Origin of the sequence: Enterococcus hailinensis, from assembly GCF_045862035.1 — a bacterium.
Taxonomy (GTDB): domain Bacteria; phylum Bacillota; class Bacilli; order Lactobacillales; family Enterococcaceae; genus Enterococcus_A; species Enterococcus_A hailinensis.
Map to the genome: position 1 here is coordinate 1 of NZ_BAAFRV010000010.1, position 19,472 is coordinate 19,472.

21 protein-coding genes and 1 pseudogene are annotated in these 19,472 nt (G+C 38.3%); all 22 read left to right on the forward strand.

Annotated elements, in window-relative coordinates; all coding sequences use genetic code 11:
* The first annotated feature begins 229 nt into the window (after positions 1-229).
* The 22 genes and pseudogenes from ACKTSC_RS08445 (at position 230) to murA (ending at position 19,465) form a co-directional block, all read left to right on the forward strand.
* Positions 230-724, forward strand: coding sequence for a gamma carbonic anhydrase family protein (locus ACKTSC_RS08445; RefSeq protein ID WP_407857361.1), 495 nt, complete (start codon positions 230-232; stop codon positions 722-724).
* 121 nt (positions 725-845) lie between these two features.
* Positions 846-1,112, forward strand: coding sequence for a (4Fe-4S)-binding protein (locus ACKTSC_RS08450; RefSeq protein WP_332580816.1), 267 nt, complete (start codon positions 846-848; stop codon positions 1,110-1,112).
* Between the two features lie 31 nt (positions 1,113-1,143).
* Positions 1,144-1,419 carry a GNAT family N-acetyltransferase gene (locus tag ACKTSC_RS08455; RefSeq protein WP_332580815.1) on the forward strand — a complete coding sequence of 92 codons (276 nt, stop codon included), beginning with the start codon at positions 1,144-1,146 and terminating at the stop codon, positions 1,417-1,419.
* A gap of 81 nt (positions 1,420-1,500) precedes the next feature.
* On the forward strand, positions 1,501-1,737 hold the full coding sequence (gene secG, locus ACKTSC_RS08460; protein WP_332580814.1) for a preprotein translocase subunit SecG: 237 nt from the start codon (positions 1,501-1,503) through the stop codon (positions 1,735-1,737).
* A gap of 146 nt (positions 1,738-1,883) precedes the next feature.
* Positions 1,884-2,648 carry an alpha/beta hydrolase gene (locus ACKTSC_RS08465; protein WP_407857362.1) on the forward strand — a complete coding sequence of 255 codons (765 nt, stop codon included), beginning with the start codon at positions 1,884-1,886 and terminating at the stop codon, positions 2,646-2,648.
* Positions 2,629-5,034 carry a ribonuclease R gene (rnr, locus tag ACKTSC_RS08470; protein WP_407857363.1) on the forward strand — a complete coding sequence of 802 codons (2,406 nt, stop codon included), beginning with the start codon at positions 2,629-2,631 and terminating at the stop codon, positions 5,032-5,034. The genes ACKTSC_RS08465 and rnr overlap by 20 nt, the downstream gene beginning before the upstream one ends.
* A 1-nt stretch (position 5,035) precedes the next feature.
* Positions 5,036-5,500, forward strand: a complete 465-nt coding sequence (gene smpB / locus ACKTSC_RS08475) for an SsrA-binding protein SmpB (RefSeq protein ID WP_332580811.1) — start codon at positions 5,036-5,038, stop codon at positions 5,498-5,500.
* A 287-nt stretch (positions 5,501-5,787) separates the two neighbouring features.
* Positions 5,788-6,501: a F0F1 ATP synthase subunit A gene (gene atpB, locus ACKTSC_RS08480; protein ID WP_332580810.1), complete on the forward strand. Its 714-nt coding sequence runs from the start codon at positions 5,788-5,790 to the stop codon at positions 6,499-6,501.
* 33 nt (positions 6,502-6,534) lie between these two features.
* Complete coding sequence (gene atpE, locus ACKTSC_RS08485) at positions 6,535-6,747, forward strand: ATP synthase F0 subunit C (protein WP_010743272.1); 213 nt, start codon at positions 6,535-6,537, stop codon at positions 6,745-6,747.
* Positions 6,748-6,846: 99 nt separating this feature from the next.
* The gene (gene atpF, locus ACKTSC_RS08490; RefSeq protein WP_407855507.1) at positions 6,847-7,368 is read left to right on the forward strand and encodes a F0F1 ATP synthase subunit B; all 522 of its coding nucleotides are present in this window, start codon (positions 6,847-6,849) and stop codon (positions 7,366-7,368) included.
* Complete coding sequence (gene atpH, locus ACKTSC_RS08495; RefSeq protein WP_332580808.1) at positions 7,358-7,903, forward strand: ATP synthase F1 subunit delta; 546 nt, start codon at positions 7,358-7,360, stop codon at positions 7,901-7,903. Before atpF ends, atpH begins: the two co-directional genes overlap by 11 nt.
* A 19-nt stretch (positions 7,904-7,922) precedes the next feature.
* Entirely contained in the window at positions 7,923-9,449 is a 1,527-nt protein-coding gene (atpA, locus tag ACKTSC_RS08500) for a F0F1 ATP synthase subunit alpha (RefSeq protein ID WP_407857364.1), read from the forward strand.
* A 15-nt stretch (positions 9,450-9,464) separates the two neighbouring features.
* Entirely contained in the window at positions 9,465-10,370 is a 906-nt protein-coding gene (locus tag ACKTSC_RS08505) for a F0F1 ATP synthase subunit gamma (RefSeq protein WP_071857495.1), read from the forward strand.
* Between the two features lie 22 nt (positions 10,371-10,392).
* Complete coding sequence (gene atpD / locus ACKTSC_RS08510) at positions 10,393-11,793, forward strand: F0F1 ATP synthase subunit beta (protein ID WP_332580806.1); 1,401 nt, start codon at positions 10,393-10,395, stop codon at positions 11,791-11,793.
* Between the two features lie 13 nt (positions 11,794-11,806).
* Positions 11,807-12,241, forward strand: a complete 435-nt coding sequence (locus tag ACKTSC_RS08515) for a F0F1 ATP synthase subunit epsilon (protein WP_332580805.1) — start codon at positions 11,807-11,809, stop codon at positions 12,239-12,241.
* A 252-nt stretch (positions 12,242-12,493) separates the two neighbouring features.
* Entirely contained in the window at positions 12,494-13,339 is an 846-nt protein-coding gene (locus tag ACKTSC_RS08520) for an ABC transporter permease subunit (protein WP_407857365.1), read from the forward strand.
* The gene (locus tag ACKTSC_RS08525; RefSeq protein ID WP_332580803.1) at positions 13,332-14,015 is read left to right on the forward strand and encodes an ABC transporter ATP-binding protein; all 684 of its coding nucleotides are present in this window, start codon (positions 13,332-13,334) and stop codon (positions 14,013-14,015) included. The genes ACKTSC_RS08520 and ACKTSC_RS08525 overlap by 8 nt, the downstream gene beginning before the upstream one ends.
* Before the next feature lies 1 nt (position 14,016).
* Positions 14,017-15,207, forward strand: a complete 1,191-nt coding sequence (locus ACKTSC_RS08530) for an acyltransferase (RefSeq protein WP_407857366.1) — start codon at positions 14,017-14,019, stop codon at positions 15,205-15,207.
* Entirely contained in the window at positions 15,188-16,735 is a 1,548-nt protein-coding gene (locus ACKTSC_RS08535; RefSeq protein WP_407857367.1) for an AMP-binding protein, read from the forward strand. The genes ACKTSC_RS08530 and ACKTSC_RS08535 overlap by 20 nt, the downstream gene beginning before the upstream one ends.
* A pseudogene (locus ACKTSC_RS08540) lies at positions 16,716-17,676 on the forward strand (aliphatic sulfonate ABC transporter substrate-binding protein). Before ACKTSC_RS08535 ends, ACKTSC_RS08540 begins: the two are co-directional and overlap by 20 nt.
* Positions 17,677-17,885: 209 nt before the next feature.
* On the forward strand, positions 17,886-18,119 hold the full coding sequence (locus tag ACKTSC_RS08545; RefSeq protein WP_332580844.1) for a DUF1146 family protein: 234 nt from the start codon (positions 17,886-17,888) through the stop codon (positions 18,117-18,119).
* Between the two features lie 44 nt (positions 18,120-18,163).
* Positions 18,164-19,465 carry a UDP-N-acetylglucosamine 1-carboxyvinyltransferase gene (gene murA / locus ACKTSC_RS08550; protein ID WP_407857368.1) on the forward strand — a complete coding sequence of 434 codons (1,302 nt, stop codon included), beginning with the start codon at positions 18,164-18,166 and terminating at the stop codon, positions 19,463-19,465.
* The last annotated feature ends 7 nt before the right edge of the window (positions 19,466-19,472 follow it).

Sequence of the window (19,472 nt, forward strand, 5' to 3'; positions counted from 1 at the left end):
CAATCATCAGCGGATCAAAACGAAGCTTGGATGTAGTCCGGTTCAATATCGAGAACGAATGACAGCATAAAAATACCGACTAGAAAAATCTAATCGGTATATGGTCTAACTATTGGGTCTCACTTCAAAGCTCATACCTTTTTTATTTTAAAGGATAGAATGGATCTTTTGGTTAATAAAATAGGAGAAGGCAGAAGTGAGATGCTATACTGATTTTGAGGTGAGTAGTATGACAAATTTTATTGCAAAGAGTGCAGATGTATATGGTGATGTAATAATCGGAGAAGGTTCGACTATTTGGTTTCAAAGTGTCCTGAGAGGTGATAACAATACCATCTCAATTGGAGAAAAAAGCAATATTCAAGACGGCACGATCGTGCATGTTGATCAAGATGCTCCAACATTAATCGGAGATCATGTAACGATTGGCCATGCAGCGATTATCCATGGTTGCACGATCAAGTCAGGTGCTTTAGTCGGGATGGGCGCAACGATTTTGAATCATGCAATAATCGGAGAAAATAGTTTGATCGGAGCGGGTTCTTTAGTGACTGAAGGAACAATCATTCCGGCGAATTCACTAGCTTTCGGCGCGCCTGCTCGTGTGACCCGTTCATTGACACCAGCAGAAATCGAAAAAAACCATGCAAACGCAGAGCATTATTATCAATTAGGAAATGCGTATTTAAATGAAGAAATCCTAAAATATCAGCAAAAAGATTAAATGGTGATTACACAACGGATCGAGGACAAACATTCGATCCGTTCCTTTGCATGTTTGGAGAGGTTTTATTGTGAATTATTTGGGAATACCTATATAATCTTACTTAAAGGAAGTGGATAATATGGATGGAAGTAAAATGAATCAAGAACCAGTTAATGAAGAAGAATTAATTGCGAAAGGGTATCGCAAATATCATGGGGACGGAATCGATATTTATTACAATAAAAATATCTGTGCCCATATTGGAAATTGCGTTCGCGGAAATCCAGAGATTTTTGAAGTTGGACGTCGCCCGTGGATCATCCCAGATAATGGCAGTGTAGAAAATGCCAGTTATGTTGTAGATACTTGTCCTAGTGGGGCTTTAAAGTACGTGATCAAAAAATAATCGATCCATTAAAAAGTAGAGTAGTGTTCCTATGGAAATCAAAGAAGAAAAAGATCGTTTTGTCCTATTGAATGATGAAGGAGCAGAAGCTGGAGAAATGACTTGGTCTAATGCAGGTTCTGAAATCATGATCATTGATCACACATTTGTGGATCCAACCTATCGTGGTCAAGGGCTAGCAGAAAAGCTAGTGGCTGCCGGAGTTGAAAAAGCGCGGAACGAGCAGAAGAAAATCATTCCATTGTGTCCTTTTGCCAAAAAAGAATTTGATCAAAAATCAGAATACGCTGATGTTTTAAGGAAATAAGTTGTAGATCTTCTCTAGCCAAAACGCTTCAATTGTGCTAGAGTGAAATTGAGGCAGTTTGGAAATAAGGAGGGTCATTCTTTGTACAATTTTATTTTAGGTGTTATCTTGGTTATATCTGTGATCATTGTTATCACGATTATGATGCAACCTAGCAAACAAAATAGTGCTGCGAGTGCTTTTACTGGCGGTGCAGATCAATTGTTCGGAAAGCAAAAAGCACGTGGCTTTGAAGCTGTGATGCAACGATCAACCGCAGTTTTAGGAGCGGTTTGGATGATTTTGCTCTTCGTATTAATGTTTTTATCTAGCAAATAAATCGACCTCTCAACTGAGAGGTCTTTTTTATTTTGTATTTCTAATAAATCAAGTACACTTAAAGATAAAGCATTAAAATCAAGAAAATATCTTTCAAGTAAGGACAGAAATACGACAGTCTAATTTAAAATTGAGGAGTGAAGTCAATGGCTCAAGCACCAGAATCCTTATTTTTGCCTAGAGGAAAACGTGCGGTATTATTGCTGCATGCTTATTCAGGAAGTCCCAATGATGTACGGATGTTGGCACGTTTTTTAGAAAATTTGAATTATACAGTCTACGCACCATTATACACAGGTCATGGCACTGCAGATCCGTTAGATATTTTAAATGAAACCGCAGAGACATGGTGGCAAGATAGCAAACAAGCAGTACGCTTTTTACAAGAAAAAGAGTATTATGAGATTGCTGTATTAGGTTTGTCGATGGGTGGCATCTATGCGACTCGATTATTAGGTGAAAAGTTTGAAAAAATTATTGGTGGCGGTTTTTTCTGTTCTCCAATCGCACCGGTCAAAACAAAAGTGACGGAAAATTTTTTACTATATACAAAAAAAGTTCTAGAACGTAACGGTGAACAAGTGGCTGAGGAGAAATTAGAAAGTTATCGCCCTTTAGTCGACCGACAATTGAGCTCAATTGAGGAACAAGCCGAATATGCGTATGAAAAAGTTGAAAAAATTACTGTGCCTTTTTTTATGGCACAAGCTGGACGAGATCAAATGATTGAAGCTTCAGGTGTTTTTGAGACTGCGGCACGCCTAAAACAGACTGCTTTTACATTGAAATGGTATCCTGCGAGTGGCCATGTGATCACTGTGGGACCAGAAAGAAGACAATTTGAACAAGATGTGGCTGATTTTTTAGCTGCACTTGGCTGGAGAGAAGAAAATGGAGAGAAAAACAATTAAAGAAGAAATATTAGCAAGTTTAAAAGCTGCAAACAAAAAAAGTCTTTCAATGGAAGAATTAGCTGAGCTTTTAGAGATGCGTAAAAGCGATGACTATAAATTATTAGTCAAAACAGTTGCACAGATGGAACGAGAAAAGACATTGGAGTTTAATAAAAAGGGCAAAATTAAATTACCGTTTAAACCCGTAGAAGTAGAAGGGATTTTCCGTCGGAATGAACGAGGATTCGGTTTTGTGACGATCGATCCTGAAGAGCCGGATGTATTTATTCCCAAAGATGCAACGAATTATGCGATGGATGGCGATATTGTAATGATCGATATCCAAAAAACAGCCGATTTATTTTCGGATCGCGGAGCAGAAGGACGCGTTGTTTCTATTAAAGAGCGAAAAATTCAGCAACTCGTTGGTGAATTTACGGCTTTTGATGTAGCTGAAATCGCCGAATCAGATTTATATGGTTATGTGACACCAAAAGATAAAAAAAGCGCACAATTCAAAGTATTTATTACAGCAGAAGGTGTCCAACCGGTGGATGGAAGTGTCGTTATCGTAGAGATCACGCACTATCCAGAAAGAGGCTATGCAGAAAGTTTAGAAGGACTTGTAACGAAAGTTATCGGACATAAAAATGATCCCGGTATGGATATTTTATCGATCGTAATTGCCCAAGGCATCCCGACCCAATTTCCTGAAGAAGTTCAAACAGCTTCTGAAGAAGTCCCAGATACGATCTCTGAAGCTGATCTAATCGGTCGTCGTGATTTACGCGAGCAACAGATCGTCACGATCGATGGTGCAGATGCAAAAGATTTAGATGATGCTGTGACTGTGAGAAAGTTAGCCAACGGTAATTATTTCTTAGGCGTACATATCGCCGATGTTTCTAACTATGTGACTGAAGGTAGTGTTCTAGATAAAGAAGCCTTCGAGCGTGGAACAAGCGTGTATTTGACAGATCGGGTAATTCCAATGATTCCGCAACGTTTGTCCAACGGGATTTGTTCACTGAATCCAAAAGTTCCTCGTTTAACGATGAGTTGTGAGATGGAAATCGATACGAATGGAACGGTTGTCCAGCATGAAATTTTCCAAAGTGTTATCCAAACGACGGAACGAATGACATATTCTGCTGTCAATGAGATTTTAGAAACTGAAACGCCAGAAACGATGGAACGTTACCAATCATTAGTACCGATGTTCCGATTGATGAAGGAATTACATGAGATTCTTGAAGCTCGTCGTAATAGCCGCGGTGCTATCAATTTTGAAGATCGTGAAGCCAAAATTTTAGTCGATCCTGAAGGTCGTCCGGTAGATATCGAATTACGAGAACGTGGAGTCGGAGAACGCTTGATTGAATCTTTCATGTTAGCAGCCAATGAAACAGTGGCAGAGCATTTTAACAAGTTGAAATTGCCGTTTATTTATCGAATTCATGAACAACCGAAAGAAGAAAAAATGCAACGCTTCTTTGATTTTGCTGCGGCTTTGGGGATTTTAGTGAAAGGTACCAAAGATTCGATCACACCCAAAGATTTACAGCAAGTCATTCATGAAGTAGAAGAAAAACCAGAAGCTGCGGTAATCAATACAATGCTGCTACGGAGTATGCAGCAAGCGCGCTACTCTGAGGACAACTATGGTCATTATGGATTAGCTGCTGAATACTATACGCACTTTACTTCACCGATCCGTCGTTACCCTGACTTGATCGTTCATCGTTTGATCCGTACGTATAGTCAAGATCAAAGTGAAGCAACAAAAGAAAAATGGGCAGAAGCATTACCTGAAATCGCTGATCACAGTTCTAAAATGGAACGCCGTTCAGTAGAGGCAGAGCGCGAAGTAGACAGCATGAAGAAAGCCGAATACATGTCAGATAAAGTTGGTGAAGAATTTGATGGAATCATTAGTTCAGTGACCAAATTTGGAATCTTTATCGAGTTGCCAAATACCGTAGAAGGTTTGATCCATCTAAATGAAATGAAACAGGATTATTATCACTTTATTGAAAACCAATTGGCTTTAGTAGGTGAACGTACGCGTCAAACCTTTAAAATCGGTCAGAAAGTTCGCATCAAAGTAACGAAAGCTGATCCGGTGACTCGAGAAATCGATTTTGAGTTATTAGAAGCAGAAGAAATCCCGGCATTAGATGTTCCAAAGAATAATCAGCAAAATAAACGCCGCAAACCAACTGGTGGACGTCAAAATAATTACGACAAATCGAAGAAAATGTCTAATAAGACGTCGAAAAATACTTCAAAATATTCATCAGATCGTCCAAATGAAGGAAAAAAAGACAAGAAAAAGAAAAAAGGGAAGAAACCTTTTTATAAATCAGTCGCTAAAAAGAACAAGCCGGGTAGAAAGAAGGGGTAACATGCCAAAAGGTGAAGGAAAGCTAGTCGCACAAAATAAGAAAGCACGTCATGACTATACGATCACTGATACGATCGAAGCGGGGATCGTTTTACAAGGAACAGAAATCAAATCGATTCGTAATAGCCGGATCAATTTAAAAGATGGATTTGCAAGAATTCGTAACGGCGAGGCTTTTTTATACAATGTTCATATCAGTCCGTACGAACAAGGAAATATTTTTAATCATGATCCGGTTAGAACCCGCAAATTATTACTGCATAAAAAACAAATTGCGCGTTTAGCGGAAGAGCTTAAGAATACGGGAATCACATTAGTTCCATTAAAAGTTTATTTAAAAGACGGCTATGCCAAGGTCTTGATTGGGGTAGCAAAAGGGAAGCATCAATATGACAAACGGGAAAGTTTGAAACGTAAAGATGTGGATCGCCAAATCAGTCGAACGCTAAAAAATTATTCGCGCTAATAAAATATTCTTTTTCGCATATTTAGTTAGACTTTCTTTACTTGCCCTTGTATTTTGATACGATTAACTACAATCTATACTAGCCGTTTTTCGGGCTAAGATAACTATCAGAGCGATTTCATAGAATATAAAATAACGAATCAGAAAATCTTTTTAACTTATTCAAAAAATTTTAGGAAAATTCTTTGAAATTTTCTTGCTCTGGTGGTAACATACGAGAGTATTTTGAGGAGCAGCGCAAAGCAGCACGAGTTGACGCTAGTCGCTGGGAAGAGAGGTGAACTGGATTGGATGAAAAATCTTGGTTTTTCCATGTTGGGCCGGTATGGTTTGATGGGACGGTGACGACAATGATCATCGTGACGTGTGTGATCGTCTTTTTCCTTGTCTTTGCATTTACCCGCAACCTAACATTGAAACCCAAAGGAAAGCAAAACGCAATTGAGTGGGTTATAGATTTCACTACGAATATTGTTGGTGACAACATGCCTCGCAATGAAGTCAGAAATTTTAGTTTGTTCTCATTTACGTTGTTCTTATTTATTTTTGTAGCGAACCAAATCGGACTTGTCACAAAGATCGTCACTGGAAACGACGTGACCTATTGGAAGAGTCCTACTGCTAATCCTTTTGTAACAATGGGATTGGCACTACTCGTTTTGACTTTATCACATTACCTAGGTACCGAAAAAATGGGTCTAGGTGGATACATCAAAAATTCTTTCTTTACACCTGCAGGACTATTTCCTATTAAATTGATGGAAGAATTTACGAATGTTATCACGTTAGGTTTACGTCTTTACGGGAATATCTTTGCTGGTGAAGTCTTGCTTTCATTGATTGCAAGTGTTGTAACAAGTACAGGGTGGATCACCTTGCCATTAGTTATCCCACTAGAAATGATATGGATCGCATTCTCACTATTTATCGGTAGTATCCAAGCATTTGTTTTCACAACTCTATCTATGGTTTATATCAGTCATAAAATCGAGGTAGAATAAAAAAATTAATACACTTTTAGGAGGAAAATTATTATGAACTTTATCGGTGCAGGAATCGCAATTATGGGGGCCGCAATCGGGGCTGGTTATGGTAACGGACAAGTAATCTCAAAAGCAATTGAATCTATGGCTCGCCAACCAGAAATGTCAGGACAAATTCGTTCAACAATGTTTATCGGTGTTGGTTTGATCGAAGCTGTGCCAATCTTGGGTGTAGTTTTAGGTATGTTAATGGTTTTCCAATAAAATTTAATGCTTTTTTGTTTAGTCTCATTTCAAAGAATGAGCGAAAGAACTGTTTAACAGTTTTTTAATGAGGAAGACGCACAGAAAGGAAGACCGAGTATGCTGAATCTAGTTATTGCTGAGACCGTCAATACAACGCTCGGTAATTTAATCGCCGTTACTGCATCATTCGTGATCTTAATGGCGTTACTAAAAAAATTCGCGTGGGGTGCCGTTCAAGACATTCTGAAAAAACGTGAAGACAAGATCGCCAACGATCTAGATTCTGCCGAACAATCACGTAAAAAAGCAGCTGAATTAGAAAAAGAACGTGAAACACAATTAGCGAGCTCTCGTAGTGATGCGGCAGATATCATTAAAAACGCGAAGGAAAGCGGCGAATTAAGCCGTCAAAACATCATTAAAGATACAAAAGAAGAAGTTTCTCGTCTAAAAGATCGGGCACAAGCCGAAATCAAAGACGAACGTGACAATGCGTTGACTTCTGTTAAAGATGATGTTGCGACACTTTCCCTACAAATCGCGGAAAAAATCTTGAGCAAAGAGCTTTCACAAGATGCTCATCAAGATTTGATCAACGAATATATGACTAAGCTAGGTAACACAAAACATGAAGCTTGATAAATACACTGTTGGTAAGCGTTATGGAAAAGCTTTGTTTGAATTGGCGATCGAAAATAAAGTTGCCGATAGCGTTTATCAAGAGTTATTGACGATTCGAGAAATCTGTAAAGAAATTCCGGATCTAGGCGATATCTTGACGGATGTCCGTTTACAAGGCGCTGAGAAAAAAGCGATTATGGATGCTTTTACCGGTGGTTTTGACGGCATCGTCAAACACTTTTTACTAGTTGTTTTTGAATACAATCGTAGCGACGATCTACCATTTATGATCGAAGAATTTGAACAACGTTATGATGCGATGAATAAAATCGCTCACGGGACAGTTACTACTGCTGTACCGCTCTCTGAAGAAAAGAAACACGAACTTGAAGCAAAAGTCGCTGATGTTTTTGGCTACCAGAAGGCCACTTTAACCCCGATTATTGATGAATCGATTCTCGGCGGTGTCATTGTTGAAGCCGATCATCAAGTGATCGACGGCAGCCTCGCCAGCCAATTAAATGGTCTACGAGCAGCACTTAGTAAAAAGTAGAGAAGAAGAGGTGAAATGAATGGCCATCAAAGCAGAAGAAATCAGTGCTTTAATTAAAGAACAAATTCAAAATTATGATAACAAGTTGTCTGTTGAAGAAATCGGAACAGTCACTTACGTTGGGGACGGAATTGCTCGTGCTCACGGTTTAGAAAATGCAATGAGTGGAGAACTTTTAGAGTTTTCTAATGGCTCTTACGGCATGGCACAAAACTTAGAAAGCAATGATGTTGGTATCATCGTTCTAGGTGAATTTGAGTCCATTCGTGAAGGAGACAAAGTAAAACGTACTGGTAAAATCATGGAAGTACCTGTTGGGGAAAACATGATCGGTCGCGTTGTAAACCCATTAGGTCAACCAATCGATGGAATGGGCCCAATCGAAACATCAAAAACACGTCCAGTTGAAGCTATGGCGCCAGGCGTTATGCAACGTAAATCAGTATCAGAACCAATGCAAACTGGTTTGAAAGCTATCGATGCACTTGTTCCAATCGGCCGCGGCCAACGTGAATTAGTTATCGGTGACCGTAAAACGGGTAAAACATCTATCGCTATCGATACGATCATCAATCAAAAAGGATTAGATATGATCTGTATCTATGTTGCGATCGGACAAAAAGAATCAACTGTTCGTTCACAAGTTGAAACATTACGTAAATACGGTGCAATGGATTACACCATCGTTGTTACAGCCGGAGCTTCTCAACCAGCGCCATTATTATTTATTGCTCCTTATGCTGGTACAGCTATGGGTGAAGAATTCATGTATAACGGTAAACACGTATTAGTTGTGTTTGATGATTTATCTAAACAAGCGGTTGCTTATCGTGAACTGTCATTACTATTACGTCGTCCGCCAGGTCGTGAAGCTTACCCAGGGGATGTTTTCTACTTGCATTCACGTTTATTAGAACGTGCTGCGAAACTTTCAGACGATCTAGGTGGCGGTTCATTGACGGCCTTACCATTCGTTGAAACACAAGCCGGAGATATCTCTGCGTATATCCCAACGAACGTTATCTCTATTACTGATGGACAAATTTTCTTAGAAAGTGATTTGTTCTATGCAGGTATCCGTCCATCTGTTGATGCTGGTTTATCTGTATCACGTGTTGGTGGTTCTGCACAAATCAAAGCAATGAAAAAAGTTGCCGGAACTTTGCGTTTAGACCTTGCCAGCTATCGTGAGCTAGAAGCCTTCACACAATTCGGTTCTGATTTAGATGCTGCAACACAAGCAAAACTAAATCGTGGACGCCGTACTGTAGAAGTATTGAAACAAAAACTTCATGAACCACTTCCTGTTGAAAAACAAGTCGTGATTCTTTATGCCTTGACTCATGGCGTACTTGATAGTATTCCAGTCAATAGTATTTTAGATTTCGAAGCTCAATTATTTGAATACTTGGAAACAAATCATTCAGATCTATTCGCAACTATCCGCGATACAAAAGATCTTCCTGATACTGATAAATTAGACAGTGCAATCCAAGAATTCAAAGAAATCTTTGATGCTTCAAACGCTAACCAAGAAAAAGCATAATCGAGGTGAGAGAAAATCATGGCATCCTTAAATGAAATCAAAACACGGATTGCATCGACGAAGAAAACTAGCCAAATCACCAAAGCTATGCAAATGGTATCAGCCTCTAAATTAACGAAATCAGAAATGTATTCAGCTAGATTCCAAATCTATGCTTCAAAAGTGCGTGAAGTCTTAACGCATTTGACAGCAAGTCAATTAACGGAATTAGCTAATTCTGGTGGTTCGTTAGGCGGGATCAACTATCACAGTATGTTGTTGAATCGTCCAGTCAAAAAAACAGGTTATATTGTTATTACTTCAGATGGTGGCTTGGTAGGCGGCTACAATAGTTCGATCTTAAAACAGACCATGACGATGCTTGAAGATGATCATGATTCTGCCGATGAGTATGTTTTACTGGCCATTGGTGGAACCGGAGCGGACTTTTTCAAAGCTCGCGGAGTTAAATTAGCGTATGAATTACGCAATTTATCGGATCAACCAAGCTTTGATGAAGTACGAAAAATCGTTTCAATGACGACAAGTATGTATGAGAATGAAGTATTTGATGAGTTATACGTTTGTTATAACCACCATGTTAATTCATTGTCTAGTCAATTCCGTGTAGAAAAAATGCTGCCAATTTCAGATTTGGATCCAAGCGAAGCACAAACATATCGCGAGGAATACCTTTTCGAACCATCAAAAGAAGCAATCTTAGATCAATTACTTCCTCAATATGCAGAAAGTTTGATTTATGGTGCGATCGTTGATGCCAAAACAGCAGAACATGCAGCCGGAATGACTGCGATGAAGACCGCAACAGATAATGCTGGCGCGATCATCGATGACTTAACTATCTCATTCAACCGCGCGCGTCAAGCAGCGATTACCCAAGAGATTACTGAAATTGTCGGCGGGGCTTCCGCATTAGAATAATTTCGAGATTGGAGGAAAAAACATGAGTTCAGGCAAGATTGTTCAAGTTATTGGTCCCGTTGTCGACGTGGAATTTTCTTTAGATCAATCCTTACCAGACATCAACAATGCGTTGATTGTTTATAAAAATGATAAAACAAAAGTTGTGCTTGAAGCCGCTTTGGAACTAGGTGATGGTGTTATCCGCACAATCGCCATGGAATCAACAGACGGATTGCAACGTGGAATGGAAGTTGTCGATACAGGCAAATCTATTTCTGTTCCTGTGGGTAAAGAAACTTTAGGTCGTGTGTTTAACGTATTAGGTGAAACGATCGATAAAGAAGCACCTTTCCCAGAGGATGCTGAAAGAAGTGGGATCCATAAAAAAGCTCCTGCTTTTGAAGACTTAAGTACAAGTAATGAAATCTTAGAAACAGGGATCAAAGTTATCGACTTATTAGCTCCTTATTTAAAAGGTGGTAAAGTCGGACTATTCGGTGGTGCCGGTGTTGGTAAAACCGTATTGATTCAAGAATTGATTCATAATATTGCACAAGAACACGGTGGTATTTCTGTATTTACCGGTGTTGGTGAACGTACTCGTGAAGGGAACGACCTTTATTATGAAATGAAAGATTCTGGCGTTATTGAAAAAACAGCCATGGTGTTTGGACAAATGAATGAGCCACCAGGTGCACGTATGCGTGTTGCCTTGACTGGTTTAACATTAGCTGAATACTTCCGTGATGAAGAAGGACAAGATGTGTTGCTATTTATCGACAACATCTTCCGCTTTACTCAAGCCGGATCAGAAGTTTCTGCGTTACTTGGACGTATGCCATCAGCCGTTGGTTATCAACCAACGTTAGCAACTGAAATGGGTCAATTACAAGAACGTATCACTTCAACGAAAAAAGGATCAATTACATCTATCCAAGCTATCTATGTGCCAGCCGATGACTATACTGACCCAGCGCCAGCTACAGCATTCGCCCATTTAGATGCAACAACTAACTTGGAACGTAAATTGACAGAACAAGGTATTTATCCTGCTGTGGATCCATTAGCTTCATCTTCAAGTGCGTTAGCACCTGAAATCGTTGGTGAAGAACATTACCGCGTAGCAACTGAAGTTCAACGTGTTTTACAACGTTATCGTGAATTGCAAGATATCATTGCTATCTTAGGGATGGATGAACTATCAGATCAAGAAAAAGTTATCGTTTCTCGTGCTCGTCGAATTCAATTCTTCTTATCACAAAACTTTAACGTAGCGGAACAATTCACTGGTCTACCAGGTTCTTACGTACCCGTAGAAAAAACTGTCGAAGGATTTAAAGAAATTCTAGATGGTAAATACGATGATCTTCCAGAAGAAGCATTCCGTAGTGTAGGTCCAATCGAAGACGTAATAGAAAAAGCGAAAACTTTAGGCTACTAGAAAGAGGTGCCCGATGGAACAAGAAAAAAGCAAGGTTCTGCAAGTGAACGTTGTTACTCCAGATGGTAACGTCTATGAACACAATGCAGCCATCGTTATTGCAAGAACGGTTGCTGGTGAAATTGGGATCTTACCAAATCACGCGCCAATTATTGCGCCTCTTGTAATCGATGAAGTTCGTATTCGTCGTACGGATTCGGATACACACGTGGATTGGATTGCAGTCAACGGTGGAATCATGGAAGTTCGGGACAATGTTTTGACGATTATTGCTGATACAGCAGAACGTGAACGTGATATTGACGTCTCACGTGCCGAAAGAGCAAAACAACGTGCGGAAGCACGAATCCAAGAAGCACGTGAAAAACAAGACACAGACCAATTGAGTCGTGCCGAAGTTGCTTTACACCGTGCTATGAATCGGATCAAAGTTTCAAAACATAGTTAGTTTGAATTTCAAACTTACTTATAAAAGGAGAGCTAAATCTTAGGATTTAGCTCTCCTTTTTTTTAATTTTAATATAAGGGTATTTATTCAAAAAAAGCTATAAATATTAAGTTCATTTAACAAATAAATCATAATAATACATTTGTTATCAAATATTTTTGTATTTTCTTCTTCTTTACTAGCTAAAATATTCGAACTATTCAATTAAATTAAGACTATAGAAAATAAATATCAGTCATTGGAGATGAGAATATGGAAAGTGCCCAATCTACAAAAATTAATAAAATAAAAAGCTATCGTAAAAATACAGCACAACTCTCGATTAAACCGTATATAAAAAAAATAATTCCATGGATTATTCCGATTAGTTTGATTTTAGCTTGGCAAGTCAGTAGTCAGTTAGGCTGGTTGGCTAGTGAAACAATGCCATCTCCACTATCGATCATAGAGAACGGTATCCAATTATTTCAAAGTGGAGAATTATTCAAACATATCAGTATCAGCTTATATCGTGCTACCGTCGGATTGATTATTGGGGGAAGTATCGGATTTATTTTAGGTGTCATCAATGGCGTTTCAAAATTAAGTTGCCAACTTTTTGATACAACGATTCAAATGTTTCGAAATATTCCTCATGTCGCGTTGACGCCATTAGTGATTTTAGTTTTAGGAATTGGTGAACCAGCTAAGATTTTTCTTGTAGCTGTCGGTGTCATGTTTCCAATCTATATCAATACGTATCATGGTATCCGGTCAGTTGATTCAGAACTTTTAGAAATGGGAAAATCTTATGGATTGCACAATTGGGAATTATTCAAAAAAGTGATCTTTCCAGCCGCTTTGCCGACGATTTTGATGGGTGTTCGCTATGCGCTAGGTGTAATGTGGACAACATTGATCGTTGCTGAAACGATTGCTTCAGATTCTGGAATTGGCTATCTTGCGGTAACCGCTCAAGACTTTTTAGATATGAAGACGATTATCTTATGCATTTTGATCTACGCATTGTTAGGTAAAGCTTCCGATATCATCGCTAAAAATTTAGAAAAAGTTTTTCTAGCGTGGCAAGATCAAGAAAGGATGGATGAACATGTCTAATGAGCTAGTATCATTAAAACATATCGGAAAAAAATATGAAGAAAAAGAAGTACTGACCGATGTAAATTTAAAAATCCAACGAGGTGAATTTGTTAGTTTAGTTGGAAAAAGCGGGGGTGGAAAAAGTACACTGCTACGCTTGATTGCTGGTTTGGAAAAAAATGATGGTGGCTCAATCGAATATCCGGCTGCTCCAGTTATCCGGGTGATGTTTCAAAACGACCGTTTACTGCCTTGGATGACAGTTATTGACAATGTTTGTTTTAGAGAAAAAGATCACTATGCTTTAGCAAGAAAACTATTACAACAAGTTGGACTAAGTGATTTTGCAGAGAAATATCCGGACCAGCTTTCCGGTGGACAACGTCAAAGAGTTGCCTTGGCTCGCGCATTGATGGCTAAACCTGATTTATTATTGTTAGATGAACCACTAGGTGCTTTGGATGCACTTACTCGAAGTCAAATGCAAGAATTGATTTTAGATATTTGTAATGAGCAACAAGTGACTTTAGTGATCGTAACGCATGATGTGAATGAGGCTGTAAAAATGGGCCAACGAGTTGTTATTATGAAAAATGGTCAGAATCATTATGAAGCAGCAGATTTTAGCGGTGATGTAAAAACAGAAGTCAAAGTCACTCAGCAAATCTACAACGAGCTGATGGAGGCTCTTTAATATGGATACAGCAAAACGCACGAATAAACAGCGGCCATATCTGTATGAAGTTGATTTGATGAGAATCATTTTTATTTCAGGAGTACTCTTAAATCATGTGACAACGGCTTTTTCCAATGCTATGCCTGCATCAATTAGTAAAACTGTTTTACAGGCGACACATTTGTCCCTTCATTTTACTAGAATGGGTTTCATGTTTATGACAGGGTTAGTATTGTTTTTGAATTATTACGACAAAGAAAATAGTTGGTTGGCTTTCTGGAAAAAACGTTATTCTAGTGTTGGTTTTTCTTATATAGCTTGGAATATCTTATTGTTACTGTTTACTGAAGGGGTAGCAGGAACTCTCTTTTCAAAAGGAAATTTTTTCAATGAATTAGTGGATGCATTGATTCATGGTAATCATTTTTATCTCTATTATGTATATGTAACGTTTCAGCTATATTTACTTTTTCCGCTGTTAGTAAAATTATTCAAACGGTTCCCCAAAGAGCACAATATCATTTTATTGATCAGTTTCATGCTTCAGTTAAGCCTACTTTTTTTGATCAAATATGAATTGCCTGTGGTAGATACTAGCAATTGGTGGTTTATCTTCCGTTCTTATGGAATGAATTTCTTTGTTTATCAAATTTATTTTACAATGGGAGCTTATACAGCAATCCACTATCAACAAGTAACTAGCAGAATAAAAAAATATCAAAAGTGGATCGGCTCATTAGCTGTACTCCTAGCAATTGGAACTGTCGGACTATATTATTTCAATCGTGATATTTTAAAACTAAGTGCTGCTAAAACAATGAGCATCCATCAACCATATATGCTTTTCTATGCCATTTCAATGGTAGCAGCAGTCTTTTTGATTGGTTTACATTATGCAAAGGTAAGAAATAAAATGGCTGAACAAGTAACAGCTAAAATCAATTTGATCGCTAAAGTTTCGTTTGGACTGTATTTGGCTCAAACAATCCCATTAACAATTTTAAAAATGATTCTTAGTCGTTTAACCTTCTTGCCAGCTTGGGGCTTTATATTACTAGTACCAATCGGCTATCTATTTGTATGGCTCATTTCATTTGGAATCGCCTATTTCTGTTATAAAGTACCACCATTTGGACGTTTAATCGGCCGTCCTCAAAAACGTCGATATTTAGTTAAGGAAGTGTTCGTACATGACAAAGTTAACCAATAAACTCAATCAACAATTAAAAAATCAACCGATGGATGATTTCATTAAAGAAGTAACTGACAAGACGTGGATCAGTAAACAAGAATTTGCTGAAGATGTAAAAAGGATCACACAACAATTAACAGAATTAAAAATTGGTTATCAGGATATGGTTTTAGTTAGTTTAGAAAACAGCAGTGTTTATCCAGCCATTCTACAAGCGTTATGGCAACAAGGTGTTATCGTTCATCCAGTCTCAGAATCGACACCAGTTGATCAATTGTTGGATGAATATCAAATTCACCACTGTGTCGGAGTAATCATTGGTGAACAAATCAACTTGAAACAAACAGTATTCGTATCGATTACGAGCCAACTTTCAAGAAAGCAATTAACTATCTATGGTGATAAAGAAAAATTGGCGCTAAGAACTACTTCGCCAGTGGGGAAACTGAGCGAAGCTAATTTAGCTTTGGTGATGAATACTTCAGGCACAACGGGAAAACCAAAACGAGTCGGATTAACACATGAACAGTTATTTAACGGCGCTAAACATATTGCTAACGGGCATCAATTGACTGAAAGGGATACGACGCTTGTAACGATGCCAATGTTCCATATTAATGCTCAAGTGATTTCGATTTTGGCTACACGTTTAACTGATGGCCGATTATTGGTAGCAAAAAAATTCAGTGCACACCAATTTTGGCAGCAAGTCGCAGACAATCAAGTGACATGGGCCTCAGTTGTACCTACTATTATCAGCATTCTTTTAATGAATCTTTCTGCGCAAAAAGAATATCAAAAATATCAAAAAAAATTGCAACTACGCTTTATCAGAAGTGCATCTTTTTCTTTACCAAAAAACAAATTAGAAGAATTTCAAACGGTCTTTGATGTTCCAGTAATTGAAGGCTATGGTTTGACCGAAGGAGCTAGTCAAGTTGCGATCAATCCTCATGATGCACCGAAAGCAGGCTCTGTAGGAAAACCTTACGGAACAGAAATCAAGATTTTTGATGGTACAGAATTAATCGAAGACAGTCAACAACTGGGTGAGATAGCTGTAAGAGGCGATCATGTGATCACAGATTATTTAGATCCTAATCCGACTTCCTTCTTTGGAGAATGGTTTTTGACTGGTGATCTTGGTTATTTTGATGAAGAGGGGTATTTATACATCAAAGGTCGTAAAAAAGAAATGATCAATCGGGGAGGAGAAAAAATCGCGCCAGTGCAAGTCGAAGGTGCATTGAATAAACTTTCTTTTATTGCACAGATAGCCGTGGTAGGACTAGATGATCCTTTATATGGTGAAGAAGTAACCGCGGTTGTTATCAGTCGAGCAAGCGGTATCAGTGAAGCTAAGCAGCGACAAGCAATTTTTGATTATTCCGAACGTAAGCTGGCACGTTATGAACGTCCAACACGGGTAGAATTTGTGAAAGAATTTCCTACAAATCCAACGGGAAAAGTTATCCGAGCAAAGCTGAAAGAAATCATTCAAACAAAAATCAGTGAGAGGGTGGAAAATGAAACAGCGAGTGCGTAAATGGGGATTAAATATTTTAGTTCTTTTTTGGATCGGCATAGCTTATATGGGATTTCGACAGGTCTCTGGCGAAGCGACCTCATTGACTAAAGTAACTTTAGGTTATCAAAAGGCAGATATGATGGATATTTCAAAAGAACGTGGTGTCTTTGAAAAAAAAGATGAAAGCCAAAGGGTATAAAATTATTTGGAAAGAATTCCAAGATGGTTCTTCTTTGATGCAGGCTGTTAAAGCGGGGAAAGTAGATTATGCTCGTTTGGGAGATACGCCGCCAGTCGTTGCGCAGGCAAATGGCACAAAGCTAAGCTATATCGCAGCCGGTTCAACTCGGTCAAACGGGTCTGGTATTTTAGTGGCTAAAGATTCTGGGATTACTTCTTTAAATGATTTAAAAGGTAAAAAAATTGCTTACACAAAAGGAACAAGTTCAGAATATTTTGTTCGAAATGCGTTAAAAAAAGCAGGAATCTCAAGTGATGAAGTCGATTTGGTAAATTTAGACTCTTCTGATGCAAGTGCGGCTTTTTCAAAAGGGAAAGTGGCTGCTTGGGCGACTTGGGATCCAATGACTGCTACTGCTGAGGTCAAACAAGACGCTACATTACTAATAATTGGAAATAATGGCATCAGTAATAATCGCGAATATATCGTTGCAGCTAGTGAGTATGCCGAAAACCATACAGATATTTCTAAATATCTAGTCGAATATATGAGCAATGATATGGAATGGGCCAATCAAAATCATACGAAACTTATTTCGATGTTGAGCAAAGCGCTAAATTTGTCTAATCAAATCGTTAAGAAAATGGTAGAACTTCGTACCTATGGGTTAACAACAATCAATCAAGCAATTTTAGATGAACAACAAGCGATTGCTGACTTATTCTATGAAGAAGGCGTCATTAAAAATAAGGTCACCATTGAAAATACAGCCAATTAAATGGTAAATATAGATTGTTTCAATTGTTGAAACAATCTTTTTTTTTTGTATTTTTGACAAACCGGCTATTTAAGCATCAATAATTATCTTTTTTTATTATTTAAGTTTTTTAAAAATTTTTATGAAGTCTGATAGCGAGACAAACTATTCTTCTTTATGTAAAACTGTGATATAATCCAACTGTTGATTTTCTTGAAAGGAAAAGAATGATGCAAGTATATGGAATTGATGCTATCGTTAGAATTGTTTCACATTTTTCGTTTATTTATTTAGCTTTTTGGGCGTTAAGGTCCTTACGAGTAGATACGCTGTTTCGACCACTTAAAGAGACGCAAATCCGTATTGCAATCACTATGTTGGCGATCGCAATTGGCTTTACCTGCAGTACGTTCTTTTTAGAAATCATCATGCTATGTAAAAATATTTTTTTGACATTTAACTAAGGTACATATACGTGAAGTCGACTAGTTTTTTTGGAGGGAATACAATGGAAGAAATCATCGTTCGTGGTGGTAAGCAATTAAAAGGAACCGTACATATTGAAGGCGCAAAAAATGCCGTCTTACCTATTTTAGCAGCTACATTATTAGCAGAAGAAGGAACTACTACATTAAGCAATGTTCCTGTTTTATCAGATGTTTTTACTATGAATCAAGTTATTCGTTATCTTAATACAGATGTAGATTTCGATGAAGAGAAGAAAGAAATTACAGTAAATGCGACTCGTCAATTGAATGTGGAAGCACCCTATGAATATGTCAGTCAAATGCGTGCATCAATCGTTGTGATGGGTCCATTGTTAGCTCGAAATGGTCATGCAAAAGTTGCGATGCCTGGTGGTTGTGCAATTGGTAAACGTCCAATCGATCTACATTTAAAAGGATTCCAAGCGTTAGGTGCAAAAATTATTCAAAAAAATGGCTATATTGAAGCTATTGCAGACGAATTGATCGGTGATACGATTTATTTAGATTTCCCAAGTGTTGGAGCAACACAAAATATTATGATGGCAGCTGTAAAAGCTAAAGGAACAACAATCATTGAAAACGTTGCTCGCGAACCTGAAATCGTTGACTTAGCCAATTTCTTAAACAAAATGGGCGCAAACATTTATGGTGCTGGTACAGAAACAATGCGTATCGAAGGGGTAGAACGATTACATGCGGTAGCTCATCCAATCGTTCAAGACCGGATCGAAGCTGGAACATTCATGGTGGCTGCAGCGATGACAGAAGGTAACGTATTGATTGATGGAGCTATTCCTGAACACAATCGTCCTCTTATTTCTAAATTGATCGAAATGGGTGTAACGATCAGTGAAGAAAACGAGGGTCTACGAGTAATCGGACCAAAAACGATCAAAGCAACAGATGTGAAGACAATGCCACACCCAGGCTTTCCAACAGATATGCAAGCACAGATGACCGCTATCCAAGCAGTTGCTGAAGGGATCAGTACAACGACAGAAACAGTCTTTGAAAATCGTTTCCAACATTTAGAAGAAATGCGTCGTATGAATGCTCAAGTTAAAATCGATAATAATGTTGCTTTGATCCAAGGATCAGCCGATTTACAAGGAGCAGAAGTTTATGCAACAGATTTACGTGCTGCAGCTGCCTTAATCTTGGCTGGCTTGCGTGCAAAGGGAATCACGCGTGTTCGCAATTTAAAATATTTAGACCGGGGTTATTATCAATTCCATAAAAAATTGCAATTATTAGGTGCAGATGTTGAACGTGTTGATACGGATGGTAAAAAAGTAGCTGATAAAACAACTGTTTTAGCTTAAGGAGTGT

Bases quoted from the DNA above. Each gene is read 5' to 3' on its own strand.
- atpF (WP_407855507.1), top strand. From the start codon at position 6,847: ATGCTGAATCTAGTTATTGCTGAGACCGTCAATACAACGCTCGGTAAT.
- rnr (WP_407857363.1), top strand. From the start codon at position 2,629: ATGGAGAGAAAAACAATTAAAGAAGAAATATTAGCAAGTTTAAAAGCT.
- murA (WP_407857368.1), top strand. From the start codon at position 18,164: ATGGAAGAAATCATCGTTCGTGGTGGTAAGCAATTAAAAGGAACCGTA.
- ACKTSC_RS08545 (WP_332580844.1), top strand. From the start codon at position 17,886: ATGCAAGTATATGGAATTGATGCTATCGTTAGAATTGTTTCACATTTT.
- smpB (WP_332580811.1), top strand. From the start codon at position 5,036: ATGCCAAAAGGTGAAGGAAAGCTAGTCGCACAAAATAAGAAAGCACGT.
- ACKTSC_RS08535 (WP_407857367.1), top strand. From the start codon at position 15,188: ATGACAAAGTTAACCAATAAACTCAATCAACAATTAAAAAATCAACCG.
- atpH (WP_332580808.1), top strand. From the start codon at position 7,358: ATGAAGCTTGATAAATACACTGTTGGTAAGCGTTATGGAAAAGCTTTG.
- ACKTSC_RS08525 (WP_332580803.1), top strand. From the start codon at position 13,332: ATGTCTAATGAGCTAGTATCATTAAAACATATCGGAAAAAAATATGAA.
- ACKTSC_RS08450 (WP_332580816.1), top strand. From the start codon at position 846: ATGGATGGAAGTAAAATGAATCAAGAACCAGTTAATGAAGAAGAATTA.
- ACKTSC_RS08530 (WP_407857366.1), top strand. From the start codon at position 14,017: ATGGATACAGCAAAACGCACGAATAAACAGCGGCCATATCTGTATGAA.
- ACKTSC_RS08515 (WP_332580805.1), top strand. From the start codon at position 11,807: ATGGAACAAGAAAAAAGCAAGGTTCTGCAAGTGAACGTTGTTACTCCA.
- ACKTSC_RS08455 (WP_332580815.1), top strand. From the start codon at position 1,144: ATGGAAATCAAAGAAGAAAAAGATCGTTTTGTCCTATTGAATGATGAA.
- ACKTSC_RS08465 (WP_407857362.1), top strand. From the start codon at position 1,884: ATGGCTCAAGCACCAGAATCCTTATTTTTGCCTAGAGGAAAACGTGCG.
- ACKTSC_RS08445 (WP_407857361.1), top strand. From the start codon at position 230: ATGACAAATTTTATTGCAAAGAGTGCAGATGTATATGGTGATGTAATA.
- atpD (WP_332580806.1), top strand. From the start codon at position 10,393: ATGAGTTCAGGCAAGATTGTTCAAGTTATTGGTCCCGTTGTCGACGTG.
- atpA (WP_407857364.1), top strand. From the start codon at position 7,923: ATGGCCATCAAAGCAGAAGAAATCAGTGCTTTAATTAAAGAACAAATT.
- atpE (WP_010743272.1), top strand. From the start codon at position 6,535: ATGAACTTTATCGGTGCAGGAATCGCAATTATGGGGGCCGCAATCGGG.
- ACKTSC_RS08520 (WP_407857365.1), top strand. From the start codon at position 12,494: ATGGAAAGTGCCCAATCTACAAAAATTAATAAAATAAAAAGCTATCGT.